The organism is Sorangium sp. So ce119, from assembly GCF_051524405.1.
Classification (GTDB): domain Bacteria; phylum Myxococcota_A; class Polyangia; order Polyangiales; family Polyangiaceae; genus Sorangium; species Sorangium cellulosum_G.
Genome location: NZ_CP150310.1, coordinates 568,555 through 595,393, shown reverse-complemented (window position 1 = coordinate 595,393; position 26,839 = coordinate 568,555). Strand labels below are relative to the sequence as shown.

At 72.0% G+C, this 26,839-nt stretch carries 22 protein-coding genes and 3 pseudogenes; 7 read left to right on the top strand and 18 right to left on the bottom strand.

Annotated features, from left to right (window positions below; translation table 11 throughout):
• Positions 1-2: 2 nt before the first annotated feature.
• The 7 genes from WME76_RS02470 to WME76_RS02440 form a co-directional block, all read right to left on the bottom strand.
• On the bottom strand, positions 3-944 hold the full coding sequence (locus tag WME76_RS02470; RefSeq protein ID WP_437958623.1) for an alpha/beta fold hydrolase: 942 nt from the start codon (positions 942-944) through the stop codon (positions 3-5).
• Positions 944-1,249, bottom strand: coding sequence for a hypothetical protein (locus WME76_RS02465; protein WP_437958622.1), 306 nt, complete (start codon positions 1,247-1,249; stop codon positions 944-946). The genes WME76_RS02470 and WME76_RS02465 overlap by 1 nt, the downstream gene beginning before the upstream one ends.
• Positions 1,250-1,476: 227 nt before the next feature.
• On the bottom strand, positions 1,477-3,123 hold the full coding sequence (locus tag WME76_RS02460; RefSeq protein ID WP_437288563.1) for a fumarate hydratase: 1,647 nt from the start codon (positions 3,121-3,123) through the stop codon (positions 1,477-1,479).
• Between the two features lie 89 nt (positions 3,124-3,212).
• Positions 3,213-3,983 carry a thioesterase II family protein gene (locus WME76_RS02455; protein ID WP_437958621.1) on the bottom strand — a complete coding sequence of 257 codons (771 nt, stop codon included), beginning with the start codon at positions 3,981-3,983 and terminating at the stop codon, positions 3,213-3,215.
• Between the two features lie 43 nt (positions 3,984-4,026).
• On the bottom strand, positions 4,027-4,983 hold the full coding sequence (locus WME76_RS02450) for a hypothetical protein (RefSeq protein ID WP_437958620.1): 957 nt from the start codon (positions 4,981-4,983) through the stop codon (positions 4,027-4,029).
• 243 nt (positions 4,984-5,226) lie between these two features.
• Entirely contained in the window at positions 5,227-7,284 is a 2,058-nt protein-coding gene (locus tag WME76_RS02445; protein WP_437958619.1) for an amylo-alpha-1,6-glucosidase, read from the bottom strand.
• An 18-nt stretch (positions 7,285-7,302) separates the two neighbouring features.
• Positions 7,303-7,680, bottom strand: a complete 378-nt coding sequence (locus WME76_RS02440; RefSeq protein ID WP_437958618.1) for an SCP2 sterol-binding domain-containing protein — start codon at positions 7,678-7,680, stop codon at positions 7,303-7,305.
• Positions 7,681-7,847: 167 nt separating this feature from the next.
• Between WME76_RS02440 and WME76_RS02435 the strand changes: the two are divergent.
• Together WME76_RS02435 and WME76_RS02430 are read left to right on the top strand one after the other, a co-directional pair.
• Positions 7,848-8,318, top strand: a pseudogene (locus tag WME76_RS02435) (trehalase-like domain-containing protein); the annotation flags it as partial.
• A gap of 168 nt (positions 8,319-8,486) precedes the next feature.
• Positions 8,487-9,185: pseudogene (locus WME76_RS02430) on the top strand (glycoside hydrolase family 15 protein); the annotation flags it as partial.
• A 107-nt stretch (positions 9,186-9,292) separates the two neighbouring features.
• Here the strand turns inward: WME76_RS02430 and WME76_RS02425 are convergent.
• The 4 genes from WME76_RS02425 to WME76_RS02410 all read right to left on the bottom strand — a co-directional run bounded on the left by WME76_RS02425 (position 9,293) and on the right by WME76_RS02410 (position 16,098).
• Positions 9,293-11,263, bottom strand: a complete 1,971-nt coding sequence (locus WME76_RS02425; RefSeq protein WP_437958617.1) for a 4-alpha-glucanotransferase — start codon at positions 11,261-11,263, stop codon at positions 9,293-9,295.
• A 111-nt stretch (positions 11,264-11,374) separates the two neighbouring features.
• Complete coding sequence (locus WME76_RS02420; RefSeq protein ID WP_437958616.1) at positions 11,375-13,246, bottom strand: ATP-binding protein; 1,872 nt, start codon at positions 13,244-13,246, stop codon at positions 11,375-11,377.
• 26 nt (positions 13,247-13,272) lie between these two features.
• Entirely contained in the window at positions 13,273-14,520 is a 1,248-nt protein-coding gene (locus tag WME76_RS02415) for an FIST signal transduction protein (RefSeq protein ID WP_437958615.1), read from the bottom strand.
• A 504-nt stretch (positions 14,521-15,024) separates the two neighbouring features.
• A complete protein-coding gene (locus WME76_RS02410) occupies positions 15,025-16,098 on the bottom strand; it encodes a hypothetical protein (protein WP_437958614.1) in 1,074 nt (357 codons plus the stop codon).
• Between the two features lie 30 nt (positions 16,099-16,128).
• Here WME76_RS02410 and WME76_RS02405 point away from each other — a divergent pair, with 30 nt between their 5' ends.
• A complete protein-coding gene (locus WME76_RS02405) occupies positions 16,129-17,376 on the top strand; it encodes a class I SAM-dependent rRNA methyltransferase (RefSeq protein WP_437958613.1) in 1,248 nt (415 codons plus the stop codon).
• Positions 17,377-17,499: 123 nt separating this feature from the next.
• Here the strand turns inward: WME76_RS02405 and WME76_RS02400 are convergent, their stop codons facing one another.
• The gene (locus WME76_RS02400) at positions 17,500-18,666 is read right to left on the bottom strand and encodes a M20/M25/M40 family metallo-hydrolase (protein ID WP_437958612.1); all 1,167 of its coding nucleotides are present in this window, start codon (positions 18,664-18,666) and stop codon (positions 17,500-17,502) included.
• 153 nt (positions 18,667-18,819) lie between these two features.
• Between WME76_RS02400 and argB the strand changes: the two genes are divergently transcribed.
• Together argB and WME76_RS02390 are read left to right on the top strand one after the other, a co-directional pair.
• Positions 18,820-19,647 (top strand): acetylglutamate kinase, encoded by an 828-nt coding sequence (argB, locus tag WME76_RS02395; RefSeq protein ID WP_437962066.1) that lies wholly within the window; start codon positions 18,820-18,822, stop codon positions 19,645-19,647.
• 55 nt (positions 19,648-19,702) lie between these two features.
• Entirely contained in the window at positions 19,703-20,188 is a 486-nt protein-coding gene (locus WME76_RS02390; RefSeq protein ID WP_437958611.1) for a hypothetical protein, read from the top strand.
• Here the strand turns inward: WME76_RS02390 and WME76_RS02385 are convergent.
• Positions 20,149-20,412 (bottom strand): hypothetical protein, encoded by a 264-nt coding sequence (locus WME76_RS02385; protein WP_437958610.1) that lies wholly within the window; start codon positions 20,410-20,412, stop codon positions 20,149-20,151. The genes WME76_RS02390 and WME76_RS02385 overlap by 40 nt on opposite strands.
• 215 nt (positions 20,413-20,627) lie before the next feature.
• Here WME76_RS02385 and WME76_RS02380 point away from each other — a divergent pair, with 215 nt between their 5' ends.
• The gene (locus WME76_RS02380; RefSeq protein ID WP_437958609.1) at positions 20,628-22,793 is read left to right on the top strand and encodes a hypothetical protein; all 2,166 of its coding nucleotides are present in this window, start codon (positions 20,628-20,630) and stop codon (positions 22,791-22,793) included.
• Between the two features lie 281 nt (positions 22,794-23,074).
• On the opposite strand, the gene WME76_RS02375 is transcribed toward WME76_RS02380, so the two are convergent.
• The 3 genes and pseudogenes from WME76_RS02375 to WME76_RS02365 all read right to left on the bottom strand — a co-directional run.
• Positions 23,075-23,449, bottom strand: a complete 375-nt coding sequence (locus WME76_RS02375; protein WP_437958608.1) for a hypothetical protein — start codon at positions 23,447-23,449, stop codon at positions 23,075-23,077.
• Positions 23,450-23,461: 12 nt separating this feature from the next.
• Positions 23,462-24,049: a LamG-like jellyroll fold domain-containing protein gene (locus WME76_RS02370; RefSeq protein ID WP_437958607.1), complete on the bottom strand. Its 588-nt coding sequence runs from the start codon at positions 24,047-24,049 to the stop codon at positions 23,462-23,464.
• Positions 24,050-24,224: 175 nt separating this feature from the next.
• Positions 24,225-24,899: pseudogene (locus WME76_RS02365) on the bottom strand (SGNH/GDSL hydrolase family protein); the annotation flags it as partial.
• Between the two features lie 277 nt (positions 24,900-25,176).
• On the opposite strand from WME76_RS02365, the gene WME76_RS02360 reads away from it, so the two are divergent.
• The gene (locus WME76_RS02360) at positions 25,177-25,497 is read left to right on the top strand and encodes a hypothetical protein (RefSeq protein WP_437958606.1); all 321 of its coding nucleotides are present in this window, start codon (positions 25,177-25,179) and stop codon (positions 25,495-25,497) included.
• A 284-nt stretch (positions 25,498-25,781) separates the two neighbouring features.
• On the opposite strand, the gene WME76_RS02355 is transcribed toward WME76_RS02360, so the two are convergent.
• Both WME76_RS02355 and WME76_RS02350 read right to left on the bottom strand, forming a co-directional pair.
• On the bottom strand, positions 25,782-26,261 hold the full coding sequence (locus WME76_RS02355) for a hypothetical protein (protein WP_437958605.1): 480 nt from the start codon (positions 26,259-26,261) through the stop codon (positions 25,782-25,784).
• A complete protein-coding gene (locus WME76_RS02350) occupies positions 26,258-26,839 on the bottom strand; it encodes a hypothetical protein (RefSeq protein WP_437958604.1) in 582 nt (193 codons plus the stop codon). Before WME76_RS02350 ends, WME76_RS02355 begins: the two co-directional genes overlap by 4 nt.

The window sequence follows — 26,839 nt, the reverse complement described above, 5'->3', positions numbered from 1 at the left end:
ATCTACCAGGGGTCCTGCGTCCAGAACCTGCGCACGACCTCGAGCGTGGCGTCGAGCTGCTCGAAGTGCGGGAGACCCCGCGTCGGGGAGACGCGAGCGACCTCGAGGCGGGCGTTCTGCTGCGCGAGCTCGTCGAGACGGTCGAAGCGCGCGTGGGGGTCGCGATCGTAGAGGACCAGGGTGGGGACGGGCAGACGGGCGTAGAGACGCTGGAACGCGTCCTCGGTGAACAGGTCGCCGGCGATGAACGCGAGGGGGGCGCGGTGGGCGCCAGGCTCCTTCGAGGTGCGGATGGCGTAGTCGACCAGGCCGGGATCCGGCGCGCCGACGAAGTTCTTCTTCAGGAACCAGCGGATGCTCGGCGGCGTGGCGAGCACGCGGAAGAGCGCCTCGGCGACGTGAGGGACATGCGAGACCGCCCGGAGGACGAGGCTCGCGCCGGGCGCCTCGCGGCCGAGCCCCGTGGGGGAGACGAGCACGAGGCTGTGAACGAGGCTCATCTCCTCGCAGGCGACGGCGGCGGCGAACTCCGAGGAGAGGGACAGCGCGATGACGTCGGCGCCGCCCGGCTCGCGCACCACGTCCGTGAGGAACCGGCGCACGGCGGCGCGGTAGAGCTCACGATCGTAAGCGCGGTCGGTGCGCTCCGAGAGGCCGAACCCCGGGAGATCGAGCGCATAGACGGGCCGCTCCGCGCGGAGCGCGTCGAACAGGGGGGCCACCTCCTTCGACGAGGCGGCCGCGTCGATCGCGTGCAGGAGGACCACCGGGCGCCCCGTGGCGCGCGTGTCCACGTAGTACGCGAGGCGGCCCGCGCTCCACGTGTCGACGTGACGCACCTCCGCGTCGAGCGCGGGGGCCAGGGGGGCGCGCTCCGCCTTGCGGAGCGCGCTCGGCGCGAAGCGTCCGACGACCGCATCGAGGCTCATCGCGCGCGCGCCCATCACGTCTCCTCCGGGGAGAGCATGCCCTCGTCGTCCGCGCGCTCGATGTCGGCGATGCTGGCCGTCCTCGGAGCCGGTCGAGCGTCGACGCGGCCGCCCTCGGCCGGTCGATCCTGACCAGGCTCGCGGCGCCCGTCGCGCGCGGCTTGATCCGAGACCTCCTGCGCGGCGCGCACCAGCCTCTCGAGACGCTCCTCTTCCATGTGATGACGAGCCCCGTCCGGTCCACCGTGCCGATCCTCGAAACGGTGGTGCCCGGGATCGGGCTGGCCACGGGGCACGGTGCGCTCAGGTCGAACTGTCATGCTCAGCTCCTTTCGCTGGAGCCCAGGAGCACGGACCGTGCCTCGGCAAATCGCCGCCCCAGAGACGCTCGCGTAGCGATCGCCGGGCCGAGCAGGAGCAAACACGCCTCAGGCGTGACGCTTCGCCTCAGGGGATGTTTGTAGCGGGAGGTGCGTCTTTCCCGGGTCGCCCGCGGTGTCGCGGACGAACGGACAGGAGCTCTCCACGCTCGATCCGATACCGGCGCTCAGCCGGCGACGTCGAGCTTGCGGCCAGAGGGCTTGTTGATGTCGGCGAAGAAGTCGTTGCCCTTGTCGTCCACGACGATGAAGGCGGGGAAATCCTCGACCTCGATCTTCCAGACCGCCTCCATGCCGAGCTCGGGGTACTCGAGGACCTCGACCTTCTTGATGCAGTCCTTGGCGAGGCGCGCGGCCGGACCGCCGATCGAGCCGAGGTAGAAGCCGCCGTGCTTCTTGCAGGCCGCGGTGACCGCGGGGGAGCGGTTGCCCTTGGCGAGCATGACGTAGCTGCCGCCGCTCGCCTGGAAGAGATCGACGTACGCGTCCATGCGGCCGGCCGTGGTGGGCCCGAACGAGCCGGAGGCGTAGCCCGCCGGCGTCTTCGCGGGCCCGGCGTAGTAGACCATGAACTCCTGCATGTAGCTCGGCATGCCGTCGCCGCGGTCGAGCCGCTCCTTGATCTTCGCGTGCGCGATGTCGCGCGCGACGATCATGGGCCCGGTCAGCGAGAGCCGCGTCCGGATCGGGTACTTCGAGAGCTCCGCCCGGATCTCGCGCATCGGGCGGCGGAGATCGAGCTTCACGACCTCGCCCCCGAGATCCGCCTCCGTGGGGTCGGGCAGGTACCTCGCGGGGTCGCTCTCGAGCTGCTCGAGGAAGATGCCCTCGCGCGTGATCTTGCCGAGCGCCTGCCGGTCCGCGGAGCAGGAGACGGCGATGCCCACCGGGCACGAGGCGCCGTGGCGCGGCAGGCGGATGACCCGCACGTCGTGGCAGAAGTACTTGCCCCCGAACTGGGCGCCGATCCCGGTGCGCTGCGCGAGCTCGAGGACCTTCTGCTCGAGATCGCGATCGCGGAAGCCGCGGCCGCGCGCGTTGCCCTCGGCCGGGAGCGTGTCGAGGTAACGCGCCGAGGCGAGCTTCGCGACCTTGAGCGTGTGCTCGGCCGAGGTGCCGCCGACGACGATCGCGAGGTGGTACGGCGGACACGCCGCCGTGCCGAGCGCGCGGATCTTCGCCTCCAGGAAGGAGAGCAGGCTCTCGGGGTTCAGGAGCGCCTTGGTCTCCTGGTAAAGATAGCTCTTGTTCGCGGAGCCGCCGCCCTTCGCCATGAAGAGGAACTTGTAGGCGTCGCCGTCGGTCGCGAAGATCTCGATCTGCGCAGGGAGGTTGTCGTTCGTGTTGACCTCCCTGTACATGTCGAGCGGCGCGAGCTGGGAGTAGCGGAGGTTCTGCGCGCGGTAGGTCTCGAAGACGCCGCGCGCGATCGCGGCCTCGTCGCCGCCGCCGGTGAAGACGAGCTGGCCCTTCTTGCCCATGACGATGGCCGTGCCGGTGTCCTGGCACGACGGGAGCACGCCCCCCGCGGCGATGCTCGCGTTCTTGAGGAGCTCGAGGGCGACGAAGCGGTCGTTCGAGGAGGCCTCGGGGTCGTCGAGGATGCGCGCGAGCTGCGCGAGGTGACCGGGCCGGAGGAGGTGGGCGATGTCGCGCATCGCCTCGCGCGCGAGCAGGGTGAGCCCCTCCGGCTCGACCTTGAGGAAGGTCGAGCCAGCGGCCTCGAAGGTGGAGACATGGTCGCGGCTGACGAGGCGGTACGGGGTCTCGTCATGGCCGAGGGGCAGCATGTCCTGGTACTGAAAATCGGTCATCGTTCGGGTCTCCGGGGGCAGGGAGGCTGCGGGTCCCCCTTCTTTGCATGGCTCCGGGCCCGGGCTCAACACCCGCCCGGCGCCGGCCGTCACGCGGGGAGATCGCGCGCCATGTCGTCGAGCACGGCTGAAATCGACCGAAGGAGCGGCGCGCGGGCGGTCCGCAGGAAGAAGTGCCCGCCGGGGAACACCTCGGTCCGGAAGGGCCCGCGCGTGTGCTCGCGCCATGCCTCCATCTCGGCGGGGCTCGCGCGCTCGTCGTCGGCGCCCCCGAAGGCCGACATCGGGCAGTCGAGCGGGCGCCCGGGGACGAACGGCTCGGCCTCGTTGACGGCCACGTCGGCGCGGAGGACGGGCAGGAAGAGCGCGAGGAGATCCGGCTCGCGCAGGACCTCCTCGGGCGTGCCCCCCATGCGGCGGAGCCACGCGAGGAACTCGTCGTCGGGCAGGCCGTGGAGCGGAGCAACGATGGGCAGGTGGGGGGCGCGCCGCGCCGACACGAACAGGTGGCGCGGGAGCGGAGCGCCGCGGCGGCGCAGCTCGCGCGCGAGCTCGAAGCTCACCAGCGCGCCGAGGCTGTGGCCAAAGAACGCGAACGGCTTCGCGAGCCAGCCGTCGAGCGCGGTCGCGAGGGCCTGCACGAGCGGCGTGAGGCGCTCGAACGGCGGCTCGCCGAGGCGCGCCTCCCGGCCGGGGAGCTTGATCGCGCAGAGCTCCGTGTGCGCGGGGAGCTCGCGCCACCAGGCGCTGTAGACCGACGCGCCGCCGCCCGCATAAGGAAAGCAGAAGAGGCGGAGCCGGGAAGCGGGGTTCGGCCGCGGGCAGCCGACCCAGGCGTCGGAGGTCGAGCGCGTGGTCATGGGGTCGCGCTCAGCGTAGCTCGCCGCTGCCGCGCCCGCCTCCCTACCACTTGCTGCCGAGGGCCACGCGGATGGTGGCGACCTTGCCCTGATCGAGGCCGAAGCCGAGATCGTCGTCCAGCGCGACCAGCGCGCCGACGCGCGTGAACGAGCCCTTCACGAGCGGCTCCCAGCCGATGAACGGCTCCGCCGCGAGCTGGGCCGAGTTGCTGGAGGAGAGGGGGAACGCCGCCTGGAGGCGCATGCCGAGGCCGAAGTTCCCGAACGGGCGAAACTCGATCTCGTTGCCCTGCTCGATGATGGACTTCGTCATGTCGCCGTCCCGGGTCGGGAGGAAGACCTGCGCCGCCACGTCGTGGGTGAGGAACAGCATCTTGCCGAAGTGGATCTCGGTCCCGACGCGCGCCCGGAAGGCCCAGTGCCCGAGCAGCACGCGCTGCGCGTCGAAGTAGGCCCGCGCGGGGAAGTTCGCCACCGACGCGACCTCGAGCGTTCGCCCGGGGTGCGGGTGGAGCGGGATCGTCAGGCCGATGCCGCCGAAGAGCGCGAGGTTGGGCAGCAGGTTGTCAGCGTAATGGAGGCCGAACGTGGGATTGCCGAGGAAGAACTTGCTGTAGCGCGCGTCGCTCTCGAACGTCCTGCCGAGCAGATCCGTGGACTGGAAGCCCACGACATCGCCGTAGGCGAACGGCATCTCCGCGTCGAGGTGGAGACCGGCGACGAGCTTGTACTGCGTGGCGGCGGTGATGGCGATGCCGAGCCGCTCGGACTCCGTGACCTCGACCTCGTCCGGATCGGCGCCCGCCGCCGCGGTGTACCGCTGGTATGACGAGCTGAGGACGTCGATCTCGAATCCGAACCGGCCACCCTGGCTCTTCGCCCAACGCTCCTTCGTCTTGTCCGTGATGGGCTGCCGCGGCGCCGCCTCCTGCGCGAGCGCAGGCGCGGCCAGGGAGAGCGTGAGGAACAAGGTACCAAGAGACGCTTTGGTCGTGCTCACCTGGTGTCTCCCATCTCGTACTGGACTCGAGGGATGCGCGGGCGATTGACCACCTTGTCGTACTGTCGCCGCCGCGCCGCCGCGCCGCCGCGCCGCACGGGCGAGGCCCATGAACCGCGGCGCTCGCCCGGATCAAATGCAGCCCGAGCGCGCTGGATGCAAGCTTTTTGACCGACGCACCCCTGCGACGCCCTGGATGGCATCTGAAGGCCGCGTGAGGTCGCCGGCGCCAGCGGGCAGCGGTCAGGTTCGAACATGAGCGCCCGGCGCCGGCCGCGCGCGGCCGAAGGCGTCGCTCCTGCCCCAGCGCCCAGGGATGTCGAGGAGCCGGATCTCCCCGAGCTCGGCAGGGACCGCCGGATCGACGACAAGGCGGTTCCCCATGGGCTCCAGCCCGAGCAAGGCGCGGAGGAAGAGCAGAGGAGCCCCGGCGGCCCACGCCTGGGGGCTGCACGCCGTGGGATATTCGACCGGAAACCTCGTGAGCTCTCGCGGATACCCGGCGAACGCCTCCGGCAAGCGGTGATGGAAGAAGGGCGCCGCGGCCAGGTTGCTCGTCGCCACACGCCCAGCCTCCACGCTGAAGCCGTAGCGCTGGAGCCCGAGCGCGATCAACGAATTGTCGTGCGGCCACACCGTCCCGACGTGGTACCCGATGGGGTTGTACCCGCCTTCGTCGTCGGCCATGGTACGCACTCCCCAACCGCTGAACAGGCGGGGGCCGAGGAGGTGCTCGACCACGCGTTCGGCCTTGGACTCCTCGACGATGCCGCTCCAGAGCAGGTGGCCGATGTTCGAGGTCAGGGAATCGACCCTGCGCTTCTGACCATCCAGGGCGAGCGCGAAGAACCCGCGATCGTCGAGCCAGAAGTCCCGGTTGAAGCGGCGCTTCAGCTCCTCCGCCTCTCGCTCCAGGCGCGCCGCGAGCTCGGGGTCCCGCCAGAGCTCGCGCGCGAGCCGGGCGCTCCGCACCTTCGCGTCGTAGGCGTAGCCCTGGATCTCACAGCACGCGAGGGGCCGCGGCGCGAGCGATCCGTCATGGAACACGATGGAGTCCCACGAGTCTTTCCAGCACTGGTTCTCCAGGCCCGTCTCGGGGTTGCGCGTGTCGTACTCGACGTACCCGTCGCCATCCCGATCCCCCCACTCGTCGAGCCATCGGAGGGCGGCGCGCGCGGCGTGCTCCATCGACAGGACGAGCTCCGCGTCGCCGGTCCAGCGCTCGTACTCGTCCAGCAAGATCAGGAAGAGCGGCGTCGAGTCGGCAGCGCCGAAGTAGGGAGAGTGCGGCCGCTCTTCGAAGGCGGTCAGCTCGCCCCATCGGACCTCGTGGAGGATCTTCCCCGGCTCCTCGTCGCGGAAATCGTCCCGGCGGGTGCCCTGGCGGCGCGCGAGGTAGCGGAGGGTGGAGCGCGCGAGCTCGGGGACGAACGGCAACGCTTGCAGGCTCGTGATGACGCTGTCGCGGCCGAACGCCGCCATGAACCACGGCAGGCCAGCGGCCGGTATGGCGGCGTCCGGCATGAGCTTGGAGAAGAAGCGCAGCGCGGCCAGGTCGATGAGGCTCCGCTCGTACGTTCGCGCGAGGGGATCGTTCGAGGTGATGAGCCGTGGCGCCCTGTCGAGCCAGCTCTCGAGGCTGGTGCCGATGTTCGGGCGCGCGTGGCTCTCGCCGTGGGCATACTTCACCCGGCTGTGCCGCCCCTCCAGCCCGTCGATCGCCGCCAGGACGTCGAGGCAGGTGCTCCAGGTGCCATGAGGCTCGATGTGCACCCGGAAGGCGAGGCCGCTCGGCTCGATCCGCGCGGGCTGCGATGCCGAGATCCATGTCTCGCGCACGAAGCGCTCACGCCGGTATCCGAGCACGAGCCGGTTGTCCTCGATACGATGGTAGTGCTCGCCTTTCTTCTGAAGCATGTCCTTGACCTCGAACAGGTCGGCGAAATCGGCGGCCGCCCGGATCCGGACGTCGAGATCGACGGGGGCCTTGTCGTGGTTCATGAGCAGGAGATCCTCGTGGAACCCGTCGCCCGCGAGCCGGGTCCGGACGACCGACAGGGTCGATTGGACGTACATCGCGGCAGGCCTCGGAACGAGGAAGAACTGAGCCTGGAAGTACTGCACGTCGTCGGTGGACAGCGCGGCCGGCACGACGCCGTCGATCGTCAAGACCCATTCGGAGAGGAAGCGCGTGTCGAGGTGAAAGAGGCCGAGCGGACGGTTGACCGAGTGTTCGATGTTGCCGCGCAGGTCGCTGACGACGAACGTGCCGCCGTCCAGGATGCTCACTTGCCGTTCCATGTCCCCCTCCAACGACGATCAGCCAGCGCGTCGCTTCGGGGCCTCGCTCGTCCCCCGGGGCGTCGCTTCGGGAGCCCCGCCGTCGCCCGGACAGAAGGCGCTCTGGAACATCTGCGCGACGGCCAGGTCTCCCCGCACGCTGACACGGCCCTGCATGATCGCGGTGATCAGGTTCTGTTCGCCGTGGACGATGCGCGAGAAATCGTCGGGCGAGCAGGAGAGCTCACAATCCTCGCTCGCGCCCTCGGGCGCGACCCTGAACGACCCGTCGTCGACCTCCACCACGACGCGCTCGCCGTCGGTGAACGCCAGAGCACATGCCTTGCGTGCGCCTCGCAGACGGGCGTCGTACCGCCCCACCACGAAGGCCTCGATGAGATCTCTCGCTCGCCGCATGATGAATCCGTGTATCCGGGTTGCCGGTCTCGCCGTCGCGGCCTCGGCAAAGCAAGGCGCGTGCCCGTTGGTGTGGTGTCGCGGAGCGGTTTGCGCGCGCAGCGGCTCCTCGTCGGGCAGGGAGCTATCAGGCTTGCGGACCGGGCACCGGCGCGCATGTACTGGCCATGCCAGCTCCGATCGAACACTACGGTCTCATCGGTGACACGACGACGGTCGGCTTGATCTCACGTAACGGCTCGCTCGACTGGCTGTGCCTGCCGCGCGTCGACTCGGATGCGTGTTTCGCGAGGCTGCTCGGGCATGGCGACCACGGTTACTGGACGCTCCGGCCAGCTACAAGGATACGAGGCGTGGAGCGGCGGTATCGGCCAGACACGCTGGTCCTCGAGACCGAGTTCTCCTGCGACAGCGGACGGGCACGGCTGATCGACTTCATGCCCCCGTGGGTCGCAGGGCACGATGCCGCCCGGATCGACGAGGGAACCCAGGGGGTCGCCGCGCACGACGTCATCCGGATCGTCGAGGGAATCGAGGGCCCGGTCGCCATGCACTCCGATCCGAAGGCGCGGTTCGGCCATGGCCGCGTGATCCCCTGGATCAGGTGCGACGGGAGCCGGGCCACGCTCACGTCGGGGCCGGCCGCGCTCGCGTTCAGCAGCCCTGCGCCGCTCGACCCCGACTGGGACGCCGCGCGGCTGGAGACGAGCTTCATCGTGCGCGCGGGGCAGCGACTGCCGTTCACCCTCACCTGTTACCCGTCGCACGAGCGCGCGCCCGACCACCCCGTCGACGCGGAGCGGGAGCTCGCGCGGACCGAGCGTCACTGGCGGGCGTGGGCGAGCCGCTGTCCCTACCAGGGCCGCTTTCGTGACCACTTCACGCACTCGAAGCTGATGGCCTGGGTGGCCGTGGATCGCGCCGTGCGGATGATCGAGGAGTTCGGCGTAGGCGGGCAGCATCGACTGGGGAAGCGAGCCCAGCGCTGGCGCGCGTTGCGCGAGGAGATCCGCAACGACCTGCTCACGCGCGGATTCAACGCGCGCGTCGGCGCGTTCACGCAGTCGTACGGCTCGGACGCCCTCGACGCCAGCGTGCTCCTGATCCCGCACATGGGCTTCCTGGCCGCGGACGATCCGCGCATGCTGTCCACCGTCGCGGCGATCGAGAAGGGCCTCACCCGGGAGGGTCTCGTCCTGCGCTACGCGACCGAGACGGGGGTGGACGGTCTGCCGGGCCATGAGGGCACGTTTCTCATCTGCAGCTTCTGGCTCGCCGACAACTACGCGATGGCCGGTCGCCTGGACGACGCGGAGGCGCTCCTCGATCGGCTGGTCTCACTCTGCAATGACGTCGGCCTGCTCTCCGAGGAATACAGCCCTGAGCTGGGTCGCCAGCTCGGCAATTTCCCGCAGGCGTTCTCTCACATCGGGCTCGTCAACGCGGCTCACATCATCGACGCGAAGCGCGCCGGGAGGGAGTTGTCCCTCCCGTCTGCGGCGTAGGCTCCGGCCCCGCGTCCTGTCCGCTCTGCGTGGTCGTTCCTCCGCTGCGCGTACGCGCTCTCGCGGCGCCGGGCTGTTCGGCGCCACCTCTCGCGCGCTGCGCCCGGTCAACGCCTCCCGCCCGCCGCTCCCGCCAGCGCCTCCAGGCGCGCAGCGAGCCCCCGGCGCTCCTCCGAGGCCTCCGCGCCCCCCCGCGCCCGCAGCGCGAGCGCCAGCACCCGCGGCAGGTTGAGGGCCTCCCCCCGCGCGCGCATCTCGGCGTACGACCGCTCGTGATCGCGAGGCACCCGCAGCGACCAGTTGTGGTCACCCATCGTCCCGGGAGCATTGTAGATCTCCTTGAGCCCGAGCAGATCGGAGAAGAAGATCATCACGTTCGCCGCCTGGCTCGCGAAGAGGTCGGCGAACTTGGCCTGCGCCAGCGCGCGCGGGTCGGACGCGAGCGCGCGCGCCATCGCGCCCTCCTCGGCCGGCGAGGGCGCGAGGCGGGAGGCCAGGTACGCCGCCTGGCGCTCCAGCGCGCCGCTCCGCTCCCACGCGCCGAGGAGCCTCCAGAGCGGCGGCGTGTCGTGGGTCCCCACCATGATCCAGTCGGAGGGCCCGGCGTTCTCGCTGCGATAGACGTCCTTCGGGTTGTCGAGATCGGCCTTCTGGGTGACCCGGAAGCGCCCGAGCCCGTGCCGCTCGAGCACGGCCCGGAGCGGGAACGGGAGCGTGCTCAGCACCTCGCACACGATGTCGGTCGTCGCGCGCCCGCGGGCCTCGGCGCAGCTCGCGATCGTGTCGAAGATCACGCTGTAGCGCCGGACCTGCTCCGGCGTCAGCGAGGTGACCCAGTCGTCGGCATACCGGGGCACACCGCGGTTGAGCTGCGCGGGAGAGACGATGGCGTAGCGGGCGAGCAGCGGGTGATCCGGCAGATCGGGCGACGAGAAGAGCCGCGCGCCGCCCTGGACCGCGCGGAGCGGATCGGGGGCGTCGGCGACATGGACCCACGGGCAGACGAGGCCGTGCGGGTGATCGAGGCGCACGCCGTCGAACTCGTCGAACATCTTGTCCATCCGCGCCCGCACGAGCGCGAGCGCGCCGGAGGAGGCATCCGTGTACTGGGCCGGATCCAGGACAGGGTAGTTCCACACCTGGCCCTCCGGGTTGGTCCGGCTCGGCGGAGCCCCCATGAGATAGCCCTTCAGGAAGACCGATTGATGGGCCCAGGCATCCTGGGGCGAATAACCGATCTGCAGGTCGCCATAGAGCTTGAGCCCGAGCGCGGCCGTCACGCCCCGGAGCGCCGCGTGCTGCTCGTGCGCGAGGAGCTGGCAGAAGGCGTAGAAGTCGACGTCTTCGCGGTACCGTTCGAGGAGCTCCCGCCGGCGATCCTCGCAGGCGACCACCTCGCCGGGGCCGGGCGCGAAGAGGCGGCGATCGAGCTCCGGCGCGCCGGTCCAGCCGTGAAACCAGCCGCTCCGGTGCTCCTCGCAGAGCGGGCCGTAGAGCGCGTCCCGCTCGATCCACGCGGCGTTCCGCTGCCTGAACGCGGCGAGGCGGCCGGCGAGGTCGTCGAGCTCGCCGCGCTTCCGCCGGTCGACGTACGACGCGAACGCCTCCCGGAGCGCGGCGCGCTGCGCGCGGTACGCGTAGCCGTGCTGCGCGCGGCCGTCGTGGCCGCCAGGCTTGCCGGCGACGATCTTCGTCACCGCCTCGGGGCGAAGCAGCGCGCCCCACGGGCCGTCCTCCGTCAGCCGGGCGAGCGCGATCGACAGCGTGCTCCGCGAGAAGATGGTGCCGTCGTACGGAGATGCGTTGTCGGCCGACGTCTCCCCCTGAGGGCCGAGCTGGATGCCGTTGAACCCGAGATCGCGCGCGAACCGGAGGAACCGGCGACCCCCCTCGGTGTACGGGGACCCGCGCCCGGTGTCCTCCGCGTCCTCCGACGGGAAGCTCGGATCGTGGATCGCGAGCACCAGGTTGCGGATACCCAGGAGCTGCAATGCGGCCCTGACGAGCTCCCGCTCGTCGTCCTCCGCTCGAGCCTGGGCCGGCCCCACGTCGCCCTTTTCGTTCCCGACGTTGTTCATCGCGGTAGGTATAGCGATGAAGGGATCGGCCCGCCAAGACGCGAAAACAAGGGACATTTCTGCCTCAGTGGCGTGACTACGCCGCTGTACGGCGAACCCCGATTGAAGCTGTCAGGCCCCGAGGCGCGTGCCCGCCGCGACTCCCGCGGTCGCCCCGGCGGCGCCCACCATCGGGAGCGTGAAGAAGAACGTGCTCCCCTCGCCCACCTTGCTCTCGACCCAGATCCGCCCGCCGTGGACCTCGACGAGCGCCTTCGCGATCGAGAGGCCGAGCCCCGTGCCCTTGTGGGCGGTCTCCTTCGCCTGCCAGTAGCGCTCGAAGATGCGCGCCCGCTGGTCCTCCGGGATGCCCGGGCCGGTGTCGCGCACCGAGACGAGCACCTCCCTGCCCCACGGCTGGGCGCGGAGCGCGACCTCGCCGCCCGCGGGCGTGAACTTGATCGCGTTGCCGACGATGTTCGCGATCACCTGCAGGACCCGCTCGCGGTCGCAGAGCGCCCGGTCGACGCCGTGCTCGACGCCCTGCTCGATGCGCAGCGACTTCTCGGCCGCCTCCTCCCGCAGGAGCTCGATGGCGTCGCTCAGCAGGCCGGAGACGTCGTGCGGCGCCGGCTGGATCGAGATGTGGCCGCCGTCGAGCTTCGCCAGGTCGAGCAGATCGCGGATGAGGCGGTTCATGCGATCGGCCGACTTCTGGATGCGCTCGACGGGGCGCCGGAGCTCGGCCGACTCGTCCGAGCTCGGCAGCTTCCGGCGCAGGAGGCTCGTGTTCATGACGATGGTCGCGAGCGGGCTCTTGAGGTCGTGCGACACGACCGCCACGAGCTCCTCCCGGGCGCGGATCGCCCGCTGCGCGCTCTCGTAGAGCCGCGCGTTGTCGATCGCGAGCGCGGCCCGGCGCCCGAGCTCCTCGGCGAGGGCCCGGTCCTCGGCGCCGTACAGCAGGTCGTCGCGGCCCGAGGCGATCGTGAGCACGCCGAGCAGGGTGCCGCGGGTGACGAGCGGCACGGAGATGTAGCGCCGCAGGCCGAGCTCCCTGAGGAGCGCCTCGCTGGCCGACACGGGCGGCTCGCTGTCGCGTGCGTCCAGCCCTCGCTCCGCGGCGGCGGGCGCGCCCGCCACCTCGCAGAGCACCGCTTCGCCCGTCTCCAGCACGCGCGCCACGCCGGACGGGAGGACCGAGTCCATCGGCGTCTGGCCCTGGAGGAGGCGCGCGAGCTCGCTCTTCTGCGGGTCGGCGTGGACGACGACCGCGCGCCGGAGCATCGCCTCGCGCTCCATCATGTCGACCATGCACCAGTCCGCGACGAACGGGACCGGCAGGCGCGCGACGCGCACGAGGGTCGCCTCGTAGTTCAGCGAGCTGGAGAGCAGCCGGCTCGCCTCCGAGAGGAACGCGGCGCGGCGCTGCGCCGCCTCCGCCGCCGCGCGCCCCGCCTCGGCGGCGGCGAGGTGCCGCGCCCGCTCGCGCTCGTTCTCGATCATGCGGGCGTAGAGCAGCCGGTGCACGAGCGCCGTGCGGAAGGTGCCCGCGAGCCGGCGCATCATGCCCCGGTACCGCGGCGCGGACGGGGGCTCGCCCTCGAAGCAGAGGATGAGGCTGGACGCGCCGCTGTCGCCCTGCCCCTCGAGCGAGAAGTGCCAGGTCACGAGCCCGGGCCGCGAGAGCTCGGGGTACGGCAGGCAGAGGCCCTCGCACTCGTCTGCGGGCGCGGCCGCCGGCGGCGGGGACCGCGGCGGGATGGATAGCGCGCGCGAGCTCGCCGACAGCCCCGCGGCGTCGAGGAGCCGAGGGGCGAGCGGCGTCGGCTCGACGAGCACGATGACCGCGACGCAGCTCAGCCGCTCGGCGAGCCGCTCCAGGAAGATCGCCATCGACTGGCGAGGATCGAACAGGTCGAGCGCTGCGACCGTGAGCTCCTGGAGGACGCTGAGGAGCGCCAGCCGTTCCTCCTGGATCTCGTGATCTTCGTCGCTCGCCATGGGCAGGGATCCAGCCGCTCCGGCGCTCAAGCCCCCAGCGCGAGCACGACAGCGGTCTTGTTGTGGAACTGCGGTACCCCGCGGCCCAGCGCGCCCACCTCGCCGAACGTCAGACAGCCCATCACCGGGACGCTCTGGCCGAGCTCGTTCTCGAAGGTGGTCAGCTCGTCGCGCACCGTGTCGCCGAGCATCATGCACCGCGAGATGCAGTCGAACACGAACGCGCCGGCGATCGGCCCGGCCACGGCGTCGCGCGCGGTGGTCGCGGCCTCGCGCGCGGCGCTGACGAGGCCGATGGGATCGCCCTCCATGACGCGGATGAGGCACCCGTCCGGGACCTCGCCGACGCAGTAGAGGCCGCCCGGCGTGACCACGCGCAGCGGATCGCGGATGACGTGCTCGCCGTCGGCCTGCGGGATGCCGAGCGGGTGGGTCATCGCGAAGGTGGCGAAGCCGTCGAGGTTCACCTGATCTCCGCGCGCGCGCGCGGTGCGCTGGTAGACCGAGAAGGCCCCCTCGAACTCGAGCTCCGCGACGACCGTCCCCTCGGCGCGCGTGACCATCGTCGGGGGGCCGTAGGGCCGGAAGCCGTGGCGGATGCCGGTGGCCATGCGGGCCGGCGAGTCGATCGCGACGACGACGACGCTGTCCGAGTAGGCGCGGCCGCCCGCGAACTGCGCGGTGCGCACGAAGCGGAGGTTGTCGCCCGCGCCGCCGCCGGCCCAGACGACGCCCGTCCCGCCGACCTCGACCGCGCCGCGCACGACGTCGGCCGCGTTGCCGGTGAGCGCGTCCGGCAGCACGATGAGCGCGCGGCTCCACCCCGGCGCGGCGGACGACGGGAACCCCTCGAGCGCGCGCGACGCGGCGAGCACCCCGGCGCGCCGTCCGTCCTGGCTCACCGGGTGCGCGACGCCGACGCCGACGCGCACGGCGTCCGACGCGACCAGCCCCACGACGAGCCCCTGCCGGAGGAGCCGGCTGCCCGCGAAGACCCCCGCCGTGCAGCACCCCGCCCAGGGGACCCCGGGCAGCTCGCTGGTCACCGCCGCAGCGAGCGCGTCGGCGTCATACTGGTCCGTCGACAGGACGAGCGCGAAGGCGGGGCGCGCCGGTCCGGGCGGCGACCCCGGTCCGGGCTGCAAGGCCGATCCGGGCGGGGAGGCCACGTGCTCGGGGCGCGCCGACGCGCGGAGCGCCGCCGCCACGGACTCGGCCGAAGCCTTCTTTGGATCCGCCGAGGAGCTCGCCCCGATAAACACCTGTGTCGTCATATCCTCTTCCCCCCTCACAATTCAGGCACTCGCGTTATACTGGAGATTCGCTCGCTCGTCACGGCGCGTGGTTCTCCTGTCTTGTCGTCCGTACGGGGCGATCCACCCCGTCAAGCGACTCATGGTTTTCCCGGCCGCGCGCGGGGTGAAGGGCCGACAAAGCCGCGGCGGGCTTACCAAAGGAGAGCTGCGGAGGAGAGAGCGAACCCCGAGACCGTGGGGGCAGAACCATTATCCTTCAATAAGACAACGAGCGCTGCAAGCCCGTCAGACGCGCCGGAGGCATCCTTGTCGCTCTCCGAGCAGCGATGAGGGTGGTGCGCAGCACGCCGGACGACGCAGCGCACCACGCGAGCAACGCGAGAGTGCGTGCGCTTGCACGGGAGTCGTCATGCCCAAGGCGGAATCACGGCGAGTCGCCGGGGCAGCCGGGCGAGGTGCGGTTGGGCCGCCGACGAACGGCGCAGCACGGAGCTCCGCCGCCAGCGGGACATTCGGACACGATCAGGGACCCGACTGCAACAGCGTGTACGTGTGGGGCTGCCAGAACCCACCGCGCTCCGTCCCCGGGGCGGCGCCGACGGCGACCAGCACGAACCCCCGGCCGTCCGCGATGCTGGTCGCCTCCACGTCGCTGTTCGCCAGGATCTCGCGCATCGGCACCGAGGCGATCGTCCTGGCCTCGACGGGGTCGTGGGCATGGACGGCCACGTCCTCGGGCGCGCCGAGATCCGCCTCCGCCAGCCCGGTGAACGGCGGGGAGGGCGAGATCGCCCCATACGAGAGCTCCTGCGCGAGGATCACCCCGCTCACCGACGAGCGCTCTGGGGTGAGGTGGACGTCGATCACCGGCGTCGCCGCGCTCGCGTGCGCGACCTGCAGCCCGATCCTGTCGAAGCGCGTCCATCGCGACATGGCGACCGCGACGAGGCCGGCGGTCGGCGTGTCGATCGTGTAGGCGTCGCCGCAGGCCTGCTTCTCCAGGGCGTGGGTGTGCCCCTCGCCGCCGAGGCAGCCGGTGGCGACCAGGAGCAGGCTCTTCTCCTCGGCGAACACCGGCGCCGGCACGACGGGGAGCGCCACGGCCACGATGGGGGGCGAGGCCTCGGCGGCGAGCGCGAGGATCTCGGCGCAGTCGAGCCCCTCGATCGCGCCGAGATCGCCGGCGATCACGTGGGGGCCCACGCTCGCCCCCTCGGGGATCACCGCGCCGAGCGGCTCGACCACCTCGGCCCGGGCGAACGCGAGGCCCTCGTCGGCGCCCGGCCAGGGGTCGACGCCGGCGCCGGTGCCGTCGGGGTACGCGAGGAAGCAGAAGCGGACCGCGTCGCTGTCGGCGATGCCGTTCACCACGGTGAGCTTCGTCGGCCCCGGCGGATCGTCGACGTCGCCGCCGCCCGCGCCGGATGTCGCGGCGCTGCTCGAGGTCGCCCCCGAGCCGGCGCCGGCGCCGGACGTGCTCGCCGCGGCCGGCGGATCTCGTCCGAGGAGGTCGTGGTCCTGCGTGCAGCCGGCCGCAGCGGCGAGCGGGATCCCCGCGAGGCAGGCCCAGCCGATCGGACGAACGCGGTGCAGCACGCTGCGAGCTTACCGTGCTAGGCGGGGTCGATGCGGGTCCATCTCACCGCGACAGCCGCCGCCGCCGTCCGCCGCGGCCACCCGTGGGTGTACCGAGACGGTATCGCGGGCGGCGGCGAGAACGCCGTCCAGCGCGGGGAGCGCCGGCGCGGAGAGCGCGCGCCCCGCGCCGGCGGCGCGGCGGCCACGGGCGACGTTGTCGAGCTGTCGGCCGAGGGCGCGCCGTTCCTCGGCCGGGGGCTCTGGGACGCGGAGTCGGCGATCGCCGTCCGCGTCTTCCAGCGCACGCAGGCGCCGCCGCTCGACGAGCGCGCCCTCGCGGAGCGGCTCGAGCGCGCCTTCGCGCTGCGCGACGGCTGGTTCGCGGGCCGCGACACGACGGCCTACCGCCTGTGCAACGGCGAGGGGGACCGCGTGCCGTCGCTCGTCATCGACCGGTACGATCGCGCCGCGGTGGTCCGCCTCGACGGCGAGATGCTGGCGCCGTGGCTCGATCGGCTGCTCCCGCACCTGGCGCGCGCGCTGGGCGCCCGCGGCGTGCGCTCGATCGGCCTGCGCGCGCGCGCGTCGTCGGCGGCGAGCGCGGACGCGGAGGGGAAGAAGCTCGCGCACCTGCACGGGCCGCCGCTGCCGGATCGCCTGTTCGTGAGGGAGACCGGGGTCGCGATGGAGGTCGACCTCGCGCGCGGGCAGAAGACGGGGGCGTTCCTCGACCAGCGCGAAAACCGCGCCCGCGTGCGCGCGCTCGCGGCCGGGCGCCGGCGCGTCCTGAACCTGTTCAGCTACGCGGGGGGCTTCTCGGTGGCCGCGGCGCTCGGCGGCGCGGGTCGGGTCACCTCCGTCGACTCGGCGTCGGCCGCGCACGCGTCGGCGCAGCGCACCTTCCGGGAGAACGGCGTCGATCCGTCGGCGCACGACTTCGTGACGGCGGACGCGTTCGACTTCCTCGAGAAGGCCCACGCGCGCGGCGATCGGTACGACCTCATCATCTGCGATCCGCCGAGCTTCGCGCCGAGCGAGCGCGCCAAGCCGCGCGCGCTCGGCGCCTACCGGCGGCTGCACACGGCGGTCGCGCGCGTGCTCGATCGCGGCGGCCTGCTGTGCGCGGCGTCGTGCTCGAGCCACATCACGGCGGAGGACTTCCTGGCCACGCTGGACGACGCGACCCTGGAGCGGGACGACCTGCGGGTCCGGGCGATCCACGGGCAGCCGGAGGACCACCCGACGCTGCCGGCGTGGTGGGAGGGGCGTTACCTCAAGTTCGTGGTGCTGGAGTAGCGAGGAGCGACGTGGTTTGCAGGGGCGTCAACACACCCGCCCGGCGCGCCCCGGCGCCGGAGGGCTCGCCCTGCGCGTGGCGCACGACGAGACGCTCGCTCACGGACACGCGCGCGCTCTCGTTCACCTCACCGCGGCGCGCCGCCCCAGCAGGAACGCCGCCAGCGCCTCCGCCTTGGGCACGAGGGTCTTCACCTCGATGAGCTCGTCCTTCGTGTGGAAGCCGCTCCCCCGCGGCCCCAGGCCGTCGATCGACGGGATCCCGATGTCCGCCGTCGAGCTCGCGTCGGACCCGCCGCCGATGAGGGGCGCCTCGGCGTCGCCCAGGCCCGCCGCCCGCGCGCACGCCCCGTACTCCCGGTAGAGCGCGGCGCTCGCCTCGGTCCGCACGAGCGGCGACCGCGCGATCTCGCACTCGGCGCGCACGGCGGTGCCGGGCACCTCGACGGACGCCTCGCGCGCGGCCGCGGAGAGCGCCGCCATCATCGCCTCGCCGTCCGCGCGGCGCACGAAGCGGAAGTCGACCCCCGCCTCCGCCGCGTCGGGCACCGTGTTCCTGCCGTGCCCGCCGCTCACCACGCCGACGTTGACCGTCACCCCCCGCCCGTGGTCGGTGAGCCGCTGCGCCCGGTCGATGAAGCGCGCGAGCGCCCAGATCGCGTTCGCGCCCTGCTGGTGGGCGTTGCCGGCGTGCGCCGCCTTGCCCGTGGCCCTCACCACGGCGTTCCCCGTGCCCCGGCGCGCGGTGATGATCCTGTCCCCCTCGCGCCCGGCCTCGAACACGAGCGCGCACGACGCGCCCGCGAGCTCGCGCTGGAGCAGCGGGCGCCCCTCGGGCGACCCGACCTCCTCGTCCGACACGATCGCGAGCCGCACCGGGATCTCGGGCAGCGCGCCGATCGTCTCGAGCGCACGGAGCGCCTCGATCGCGACCACGATCCCGCCCTTCATGTCGAGCACGCCCGGCCCGCGGGCGAGCTCCCCGTCGAGGCGGAAGCCCTCGAAGGTCCCCGGCGGGAACACCGTGTCGAGGTGCCCGACGAGGGCGACGTGGCCCGCGGGTGACGCCTTCGCCGCCTCGCTCTCCACCACCCAGTGCGCCGCGAAGCGCGCGCTCGCGAGCCGCCGCACGCACAGGCCGGGGATCGTCGAGAGCTCGTTGGCGATGACCTCGCCCACCGCGTCGCCGCCGCGCGGGTTGTCCGTGAACGAGTTGAGGTTCACGAGCCGCTCGAGGAGCGCGAGCATCGGCTCCGTGCGACCGGAGAGCGCCTGTCGGAGGGCCTGCATCACGGCGCCAGCATGCCACGGAACCCCGGGCGCCGCCGCGCCCCCGGGCGCCCGGGGCCGCGCGCGGGGCGCGGCCGGCGACCTCTGCCCTGGCCGCGGCAGAAGTGGTACGTGTCCGCTCATGCAAGGTTCCAGAGCAGCGCGGAGGCGCCCGTGACAGCGTCGGAAGGACCGCTCGTTATCAAGCTCGGCGGCGAGGTCGTGGGCAGCCCCGCCCTCGCCGTCCTCGCCAGCGACCTCGCGGCGCTCAGCCGCGCGGGGACGCGCGCGATCGTCGTCCACGGCGGCGGCGCGCAGGCCACCCGGCTGCAGGAGCGGCTCGGCATCCCCGTCCGGCAGGTCGCTGGCCAGCGCGTCACCGACGCGGACACGCTCGACGTCATGAAGATGGTCGTCGCCGGCAAGCTCAACGTCGACCTGTGCGCCGCGCTGCTCGCCGCGGGCGCGCGGCCCGTCGGGCTCCACGGCGCCAGCGGGCCCGCCGTCACGGCCGTCAAGCGGCCGCCGAAGGTCCACGCCAGCGTGGGGCCCGATCCGGTGGACCTCGGCCTCGTCGGCGACATCACCGGCGTCGACCGCGCGCTGCTCGAGCTGCTCGGGCGCGGCGGCTACCTGCCCGTGCTCGCGTGCCTCGGCGCCGGCACGGACGGGCAGGTCTACAACATCAACGCCGACACGGTCGCCAACCGGGTCGCCATCGAGCTCGGCGCCGCCGGGCTCTTCCTCGTGAGCGACGTGCCCGGCGTGCTGCGCGACGTCGCCGATCCCGCCTCGCGCATCCCGAGCCTCACCGTCGCCGAGGGGCGCGCCCTCATCGCGAGCGGCGCCGTCACGCGCGGGATGATCCCGAAGCTCGAGGAGTCGTTCGCCGCGCTGGCAGAGGGCGTCCGCCGCATCCACATCCTCGGCCGCCTGCGCCCGGGCGATCTCGCGCGCGAGGCGAGCGCGCCGGGATCCATCGGCACCGTGCTCGTCCCCTGAGCGGCGCGGCCGGCCTCGCCCGGGCCGGCCCCGCGCCGTATGCTCCTCGCCTCGTATGCTCCCCGCCTCCGCGATGATGGATGCCGTCCGGGCAGCGCTGTCGTTCGTGCAGGAGCACCCCGAGCAGATCGCGATCGGCGCCGGTGTGGCCCTCACCAGCTTCGTCGGCGGCATGGCGCTCGTCGCGGTCGTGCTCGTCCGGATGCCCGAGGACTACCTGGTGAAGCAGGAAGACGAGCCCTTCCTGCCGGGGCGCCCGGCCTGGATGCGCGTGTCGGCGCGCATCGGGAAGAACCTGCTCGGCGTCCTCGCCGTGGCGCTCGGGATCATGCTCTCGCTGCCCGGCGTGCCGGGCCCGGGCGCGCTGGTGATCCTGATCGGCGTGATGCTCCTCGACATTCCCGGCAAGCGGCGCATGGAGCGGCGGTTCCTCGGGACGCCGAAGATGCGCGCCTTCGCCGATCGCGTGCGCGCCCGCTTCGGCCGCCCGCCGCTGCGCGTTCAGGCGGACTCGCGCCGCTCGTCGCCCGGCCGGGGCTGAGCGCCCGCCTCGCCGGACGCGCGCGGCGCGCCCGCGGCGCCCTGCGCCTGCGCCGCCGGGCCCCTGGGCGAGGCCCCGCGGCGCAGCCGGAGGTGCCACACGAAGAGCGCCGCGGCGATCGTGAGCGAGAGCCCCGCCGAGACCCACTCGCGCGGCGCGAGCAGGATGCAGCCGGCCACGAAGGCGCAGGTCGCGAGCGTGAGGCGCTCTTCCGCGTCGGGCATCCGGGGCACCTCGTGTCCTCGTTACCTCCCCGCGCCGCGCGCATCAAGCGCCCCGCGCGGTCCCGGCGGCCCCCCCGCGCGCCCCACGCCCTGCGCCGCCGGCCGGCGTCCGCCCGCCGCGCCGCTGGTCGCCTCGTGCGGCGCCAGCGCGGTTGCGGTAGGTAGGTGCGACAGCGGCGAGCGCTCTGCTCGCGCAGGATCGATCTCGACGCCTTATGAACGCAAACGACGATCGCGACGAGAGCGAGCTCGAGGGCGCGCTCCGGAAAGAGGACCCCAGCGAGCGCCGCGGCGCCGGCGGGAAGGCCGCCGCCGCGAAGGGCTCCGGCGCGCGCGAGGACGCGCCCGCGGGCGACCGCGCTGCGGCCGGGGAGGACGACGCGGAGGACGCCGCGGCCGACGAGGACGACGACGCGGAGGAGGCCGACGAGGCGCCCGCCCCGCGCCCGCCCGGGCCGTCGATGTGGGACATCCTCCGGGACAGCTTCTTCACGTTCGACCGCCGGACGCTCGGCTTCACGCGCATCCTGCTCGGCTTCTTCCTCATCGGCGACCTGCTCCGCCGCTCGTGGGCGTGGAGCGACATGTTCGCGGACATCGGCGTCCTGCCGAACCACGTGAACCTCTGGCGCCCGCAGGGCAGCGGCAACTTCTCGCTCGTCAACGCCTTCTCGACGCCGGGCGAGCTCTGGGTCCTCTGGGTCGTGATCTTCGCGACCTACGTCTGCCTGCTCATCGGCTGGAAGACGAAGCTCATGCAGGTGCTCTCGCTCGTGTTCGTCACGAGCATGAACGGGCGCGTGCTGCTCATCGAGAACGGCGGCTACGTCGTCCACAACCTGCTCCTGCTCTGGACGTGCTTCCTGCCGATGGGCGATCGCTTCTCGCTCGACGCGCTCCTCGCCTCGATGAAGCGGAGCCGCGAGCGGACCGCCGCCGATCTGAACGACCGCACCACGCTCGACGACCCGCTCAAGCCGGACAGCCACGTGACCGTCCTTGGGCCCGTCCTGCTGATCCAGGTCGCGGCGATCTACTTCTTCAACGTCGTGCACAAGACCGGCCCCGCCTGGAAGAACGGGACCGCGATCCACTACGTGCTCTACGTCGACCGGATGGTGACGCCCATCGTGGCGGACATCCGCGACTACGCGCCGAACTTCCTCATCCTGTTCATGACCAGGATGGTGATCGCCTTCGAGGCGGCCATCCCGGTGTGCCTCCTGGCGCCGATCGGCCGCGCCTGGGCGCGCCGGCTCACGATGGTGATGATGAACGTGCTCCACATCGGCTTCGGCATGACGTTCGTGCTGGGGCCGTTCGCGTGGGCGCTCTGCGTGATGTCGACGCTCCTCTTCGGCCGCGAGGACTGGGAGATCGCCGCGCGCACGATGCGGCGCGCGCACCGGGCCCGCGTCGTGCTCTTCGACCCGCGCTCGCCGGGCGCCGTCCTCGCCTGCCGCGTCCTGAAGCGGATGGACCGGTTCGGGCTGCTCACCTTCGAGGCGTCGAGCTCCGCGGCGCACGGGCTGTCGGTGCGGCGCCCCGACGGCGCGCTGGCCGCGGGCGCCGACGCGCTCGCGGAGATCGTCACGGCGATCCCGCTCGGCCCCGCGGTGGCGTGGGCGATCCGCCTGCCGGGCGTGCGCGGCGCGGTGACGGCGGCGATGGCGGCTGCGCACCGCCGCAGCCTCGGCCGGGCGCTCGGCGCGCAGATCCCGGAGCGCTCCGAGGTCGCGCCCCCGCCGGCGCCGCTCCGGCTCTGGGGCCGCAAGGGGCTCGTCGCGCTGCGCGAGATCGGCGTCCTCGTGATGTTCGTCGGCGCGGTCAACCAGGCGGCGGTCGAGCTCTGGGTCATCAAGAACCGCTGGAAGGTGCCGCACCCCGAGCCGACGCGGGTCCTCGCGCAGAAGCTCCGGTTCCTCCAGGGCTGGTTCATGTTCTCCCCCAACCCGGTGATGGACGACGGGACGATCGTCGTCGATGCGGTCACGGTCGACGGCCGCCACATCAATCCGTTCACGGGCGAGCCGCCGAACTTCGACCTCCTGAACGCGAAGAGCTTCGCGTACACGCAGATCTGGTGCGACTACTACGCGCGCATCAAGCTGCCGGCCAACACCGCGTACCGCGACGCGATGAAGGAGTACATGTACCGCTACCCCGAGCGGACGGGCCGGCCCGAGGACGCGATCGTCTCCGGCGACGTGTACTGGGTGAAGGACTGGAACCCGAAGTGGGGCAGCACTGTCAGGTCCACCCTCGAAATCACTAGCTTATTCGTCGACGCGCGCTGCCATGGCGCGCTCCTGGCCAGGGTCGAAGCCAGGGAATTTCATGGCGGCGCGCCCGCGGACCTAACGCGACCGCGCCTGCGTTAGGTTCGCCGTCTCGCTCCCCGGCGTCGCCGGAGCGCCGCAGATCTGCGTCGTCGTGGTCGGGTGGGTGCAGGCGGGGGAGCGCATCACGCGTCGAGCATGGCACGCGCCGCGCGCGCGGACAGCGCGACGCTGGGCTAGGATGCGGGCCCGGAGGCCCGCATGCTCGTCGTCTCGCTCCTCGGCTGGTTCGTCGATCTGGTGCTCGCCTCGCGCGCGCTGCGTCGGCTTCTCGGGCCCGTGCTCGAGCTCGTCGTCCCAGCACCGTTCCCGGCCTGCTGAGCTCAGCGCTCGGTCGTCTGCTGGTGCGCGGCCGCGTCGCGCCCTCTCGCTGCTTCGAGGGCCACCTTGCGAGCGCGGGCCGGCGGCCGACGTTCGCCGGACGGGTCGAGCCGCGCCAGCGAGGCCTGCATCTCGGACACCGCACCGACCAGGCCGGCCCCGTCGTGGCCAGGCGACGGCGCCCGCCCGAGCAGGGCCTTGATCTCGGCCAGGTCCTCCCGCACCGCCCGCACCCCTTCGGCGGCCGACGCGGCGAGCTCGAGCGCGCGCAGCTCGCCCTCGCTCGCGCCGACGAGGCGAGGCGTCGAGCGGCGCTCGCCGTCGGCGGAGTCGCGACCGGGTCGGCGCGACTGGGGAGGCACGTACTCCTGGTCCATACGCAAACCTCCTTACGGGCTGTTCCAGCGCACCCGGGACCTGGCGAACAGCGAGAGCATCTCGTCGGCCGAGACCGCGCCGGCGAACACCATGACCTCGTCGATGTACTGGTCCCAGAAGCCGCCGCTCGGCGCGATGCTGGCGCCGACGTAGAGCTCGGTCATCGCATTCGTTCCGAGGGTGCCAGTCGCCACCTGAACCCCGTCGACCCACAGTGACGAGGAGGCCCCATTGGCGATCAGCAGGTAGGCGTGGAGCGCCGTCGCGTCGACAGTGCCGGCGATCTGGCCTCCCCCGAGCGTGACGGCCATCGTCGAGGCGGTGTTCGCGTACAGCACGGCGCACGCCCCGCTCGTGTTGGAGCCGATGATCGCCCTGACAGACGCCTGCGAGGAGCACTTCGCGACGGCGAAGATGCTGTACGGCTGCGGGATGTTCAGGCCGCTCGTGTAGAGGCGCTGTCCGCTGCCCGCCGCAAACACCAGACCAGCGGCGTTCGGTGCGAGCGGGGCGTGCGCGGGGCGTCGGGAGGCGACCTCCTGGGCGATGCTCGGAATCACGCCCTTGCCGCTCTTGTCGTTCCACTGCGCGACTGCCATGTCGATCGTGTAGACGACTGACGGTCGGAGGGGTGTTGCCCTGCGCATCGACGGTTCCCGCGGCGCCACCGACAAGGTTGATGCCGCCCTCGAACCACGCCGCGAGCGAGCTCGCCTGGAGCGGCGACCACGGGAATGCGCGCCCGAGGATCAGCCGCGCCACGCGCGCCTGACCCTGGTCGTTCGGGTGCACGCCGTCGCTGTTGTAGGCCGCGGCCTCGGCGACGCTCCACAATGCCGCGGCGTCGAGCGTCGAGCACCAGGGCGAGCGGGTGGCCGGGAGCGTCCGCATCCCAGCCCGCAGGGTGTCGAGGGCGGCCTCCTCGTTGCCTGACGTCTCGTGCGTCGGCGTCAGGAAGACCACCTGGCAGTTGGGCGCGAGACGGTGAATCTCGTCCGCCGTGTTCCCGAGCTGCGTCAGGAGGTCGGCGATGCTGCTGAAGCTCCCCCCTTTGGCATCGTTGCGGCCGATGGCCAGGATGACCTGCGTCGGGTTCTCGCGCACGAGCTTCCCGGCCAGCTTGGTGCAAGACGCGGCGGCCAGAGTCGTTCCCGTGCTTCGAGAGAGCGCATCCCCGCCGGCGGCGTGGCTGATGACGCGGTGTCCCGCGCGGCGCAGGTGGAACACGATCGAGTCCCGGCCGGGCGATGCGCTGTAGAATCCCGCGGTCTTCGAGTCGCCGTACAGCACGATGGTCTCGCTGCTCGCGCTGGGGCGCTCGGGGAGCGCCTCGACGCGCGCGTAGCGGGGTACGTACACGGCGCACAGGAACGTGCCCCTGTTCTCGGTCGCGGGGGCCGGCAGCCCGGTGATCGCCTGCGGACCCGCGTAGATCGTCACGGCTTGCATCCCGGTCGAGCTGGGGAGCTTGACGGCGCAATGGGCGATCCCGCCGATCGTCGTGTCGAGCGGCGGGTCCACCGGGTCGCCGTTCACGACGACGGAGAGCCGGCCGCGATCGGCGATCAAATCACCGACGTTGTCGAGGCACTCCACCACGATCTCGTCGGCGCTCGTCACCAGGTCGATATGACAGAACGGGCTCTGCGACGCGTATCGGGGGTTGGTCCACCCGGACTCGAGGCTGTCCAGGATCAGCGAGTGATCGGCGTCGATCCTCACGAAGTTGCGCCAGAAGCCCTTGCTCGTCGTGACCGGCCGGACCCGCAGGCGGCCACAGACGAAGCTCGACTGGCCGGCGACGTTGACCACGAGCCGGACCCGGTACTCCTCCCCAGGGGTGACGGTGAGCGTGGGGCAGACGATGTCCGTGCGCGTGCTCGTCGGCGTGACGGACGTCGTCTGGAGCAGCGTGATGCCCGTCTCGTCCCAGAGCTGCAACTCGAAGCGAGGGGACGACGATACCCCGTCGGCGAGGTGCACATCGTCGAGCTCGACTCTGAGCTCCGTGACCTCGGACGGAACGGTGAAGGGCCGCTCCACGTAGCCGCCTGCGGGGGCGTAGCCGTCGTGGTTGACCCAGACCCAGCGCCGCGGCCCCGTCGTCCCGTTGTTCGCGAAGATCGCGCGGAAGCTGGGCGCCATGGTCGGCGCCGAGAGCTGCCACGGGACCTGATCGACGCGCCCCGGCACGAGCGAATTGACGTCCGCGAACTGCTCCGAGATGGCCCCAGCGGCGATCGCGCCGTCGTTGTACACGCTCTGATTACTCATCTGCTCTCCCTATCTGCCCCCGTCCAGCAGGCCCCACCATCGCGCCTCAGCCCACCATCACCCCGGGTTGTTCTCGCTGACCACGAGCCAATTGCTGCCGTCGCTCACCACGCGAAGGCTCACCAGATGCCCCTCGGCGTGACTGTTGTTCGCCCCGTCGATCGTCTGGCCCGAGGGCGCCGACACCGTGACCATGCTGTCCCCGTCCCCCACCACCTTGACGAACACCTCCGCAAGCGGGTGGTCGACCGCGGACGGGAGCGCGATGGTGCAGGGGCCCGCGGTCGTGTCGACCCGCACGAGCTCGCGAGCCTTCGCCTGGTACGTGCCAGAGGAAGCGTTCACCAAGGGGCTCAGCGAGTCGAACGAGCCGGCCGAGATCGCGACGTTCGTGCGGTTGTTCGCCACGTCGTCGGTGACGGTGACGCCCACGCCGTAGATGTTGGCGGCCGGGCGCTCGGGCATCTCGACGCCGGCGGCGTAGATGCGGCGGTAGCCAAAGAACACGACGTCAATCCAGTTGAGAAACTTGGTCATGCAGTGCTCCCAGACGGCCGCAGCAGGACAACCCTGATTGAGCCGCCTTCTCTGAGTTCGACCGAGCCCGAGCCGTACCTGCGCGCGAGCAGCCTCACGCGCGACGTCCCGGCCGCGGTTACGGTGTGATACGTGCTGATGGTCATCGTGCGGTTGGTTGAGGTGGCGACGGAGGCGAACCCCGGCGCGTGGGCTTCGGTGCCAGATCCGAAGTTATCGGTGACACCCACGCGGAACTGCGCGGTCGTGGCCGCCCCGACACTGGCATCCGCCACCACGTCAATCTGCAGAATGTCCCCCACGCGAGTGTTGTTGACGGTCGCCAGCCAGTCCGTGGTCGGGTTGGTGATGGTCGGCGCATACGTCGGAGCCGCCGAGGTGAAAAACCAGACACCGGCCGCGCCGTCGTCGTCGATGATCCACGTCGACAGCCGACGGAAGCCGACGTTGCGGAGGTAGACAGCCCGGTCGAGCGCCGCCTCGACGAGGACGTTGACGCTCGCCGCGTCGCGCACCGTCCCGTCGTTGACCAGCTCGGCCGATGCGGGGAACGTGTCATTGCCAGAGTATTGCGCCAC

Excerpts from the sequence above, each read along its gene's own strand:
- WME76_RS02415 (WP_437958615.1), bottom strand. The coding sequence starts at position 14,520 with ATGACGACACAGGTGTTTATCGGGGCGAGCTCCTCGGCGGATCCAAAG.
- WME76_RS02385 (WP_437958610.1), bottom strand. The coding sequence starts at position 20,412 with ATGCCCGACGCGGAAGAGCGCCTCACGCTCGCGACCTGCGCCTTCGTG.
- WME76_RS02375 (WP_437958608.1), bottom strand. The coding sequence starts at position 23,449 with ATGGACCAGGAGTACGTGCCTCCCCAGTCGCGCCGACCCGGTCGCGAC.
- WME76_RS02460 (WP_437288563.1), bottom strand. The coding sequence starts at position 3,123 with ATGACCGATTTTCAGTACCAGGACATGCTGCCCCTCGGCCATGACGAG.
- WME76_RS02425 (WP_437958617.1), bottom strand. The coding sequence starts at position 11,263 with ATGAACAACGTCGGGAACGAAAAGGGCGACGTGGGGCCGGCCCAGGCT.
- WME76_RS02400 (WP_437958612.1), bottom strand. The coding sequence starts at position 18,666 with ATGCAGGCCCTCCGACAGGCGCTCTCCGGTCGCACGGAGCCGATGCTC.
- WME76_RS02390 (WP_437958611.1), top strand. The coding sequence starts at position 19,703 with ATGCTCCCCGCCTCCGCGATGATGGATGCCGTCCGGGCAGCGCTGTCG.
- WME76_RS02355 (WP_437958605.1), bottom strand. The coding sequence starts at position 26,261 with ATGACCAAGTTTCTCAACTGGATTGACGTCGTGTTCTTTGGCTACCGC.
- WME76_RS02420 (WP_437958616.1), bottom strand. The coding sequence starts at position 13,246 with ATGGCGAGCGACGAAGATCACGAGATCCAGGAGGAACGGCTGGCGCTC.
- WME76_RS02405 (WP_437958613.1), top strand. The coding sequence starts at position 16,129 with ATGCGGGTCCATCTCACCGCGACAGCCGCCGCCGCCGTCCGCCGCGGC.
- WME76_RS02445 (WP_437958619.1), bottom strand. The coding sequence starts at position 7,284 with ATGGAACGGCAAGTGAGCATCCTGGACGGCGGCACGTTCGTCGTCAGC.
- WME76_RS02370 (WP_437958607.1), bottom strand. The coding sequence starts at position 24,049 with ATGGCAGTCGCGCAGTGGAACGACAAGAGCGGCAAGGGCGTGATTCCG.
- WME76_RS02465 (WP_437958622.1), bottom strand. The coding sequence starts at position 1,249 with ATGACAGTTCGACCTGAGCGCACCGTGCCCCGTGGCCAGCCCGATCCC.
- WME76_RS02470 (WP_437958623.1), bottom strand. The coding sequence starts at position 944 with ATGGGCGCGCGCGCGATGAGCCTCGATGCGGTCGTCGGACGCTTCGCG.
- WME76_RS02440 (WP_437958618.1), bottom strand. The coding sequence starts at position 7,680 with ATGCGGCGAGCGAGAGATCTCATCGAGGCCTTCGTGGTGGGGCGGTAC.
- WME76_RS02455 (WP_437958621.1), bottom strand. The coding sequence starts at position 3,983 with ATGACCACGCGCTCGACCTCCGACGCCTGGGTCGGCTGCCCGCGGCCG.
- WME76_RS02380 (WP_437958609.1), top strand. The coding sequence starts at position 20,628 with ATGAACGCAAACGACGATCGCGACGAGAGCGAGCTCGAGGGCGCGCTC.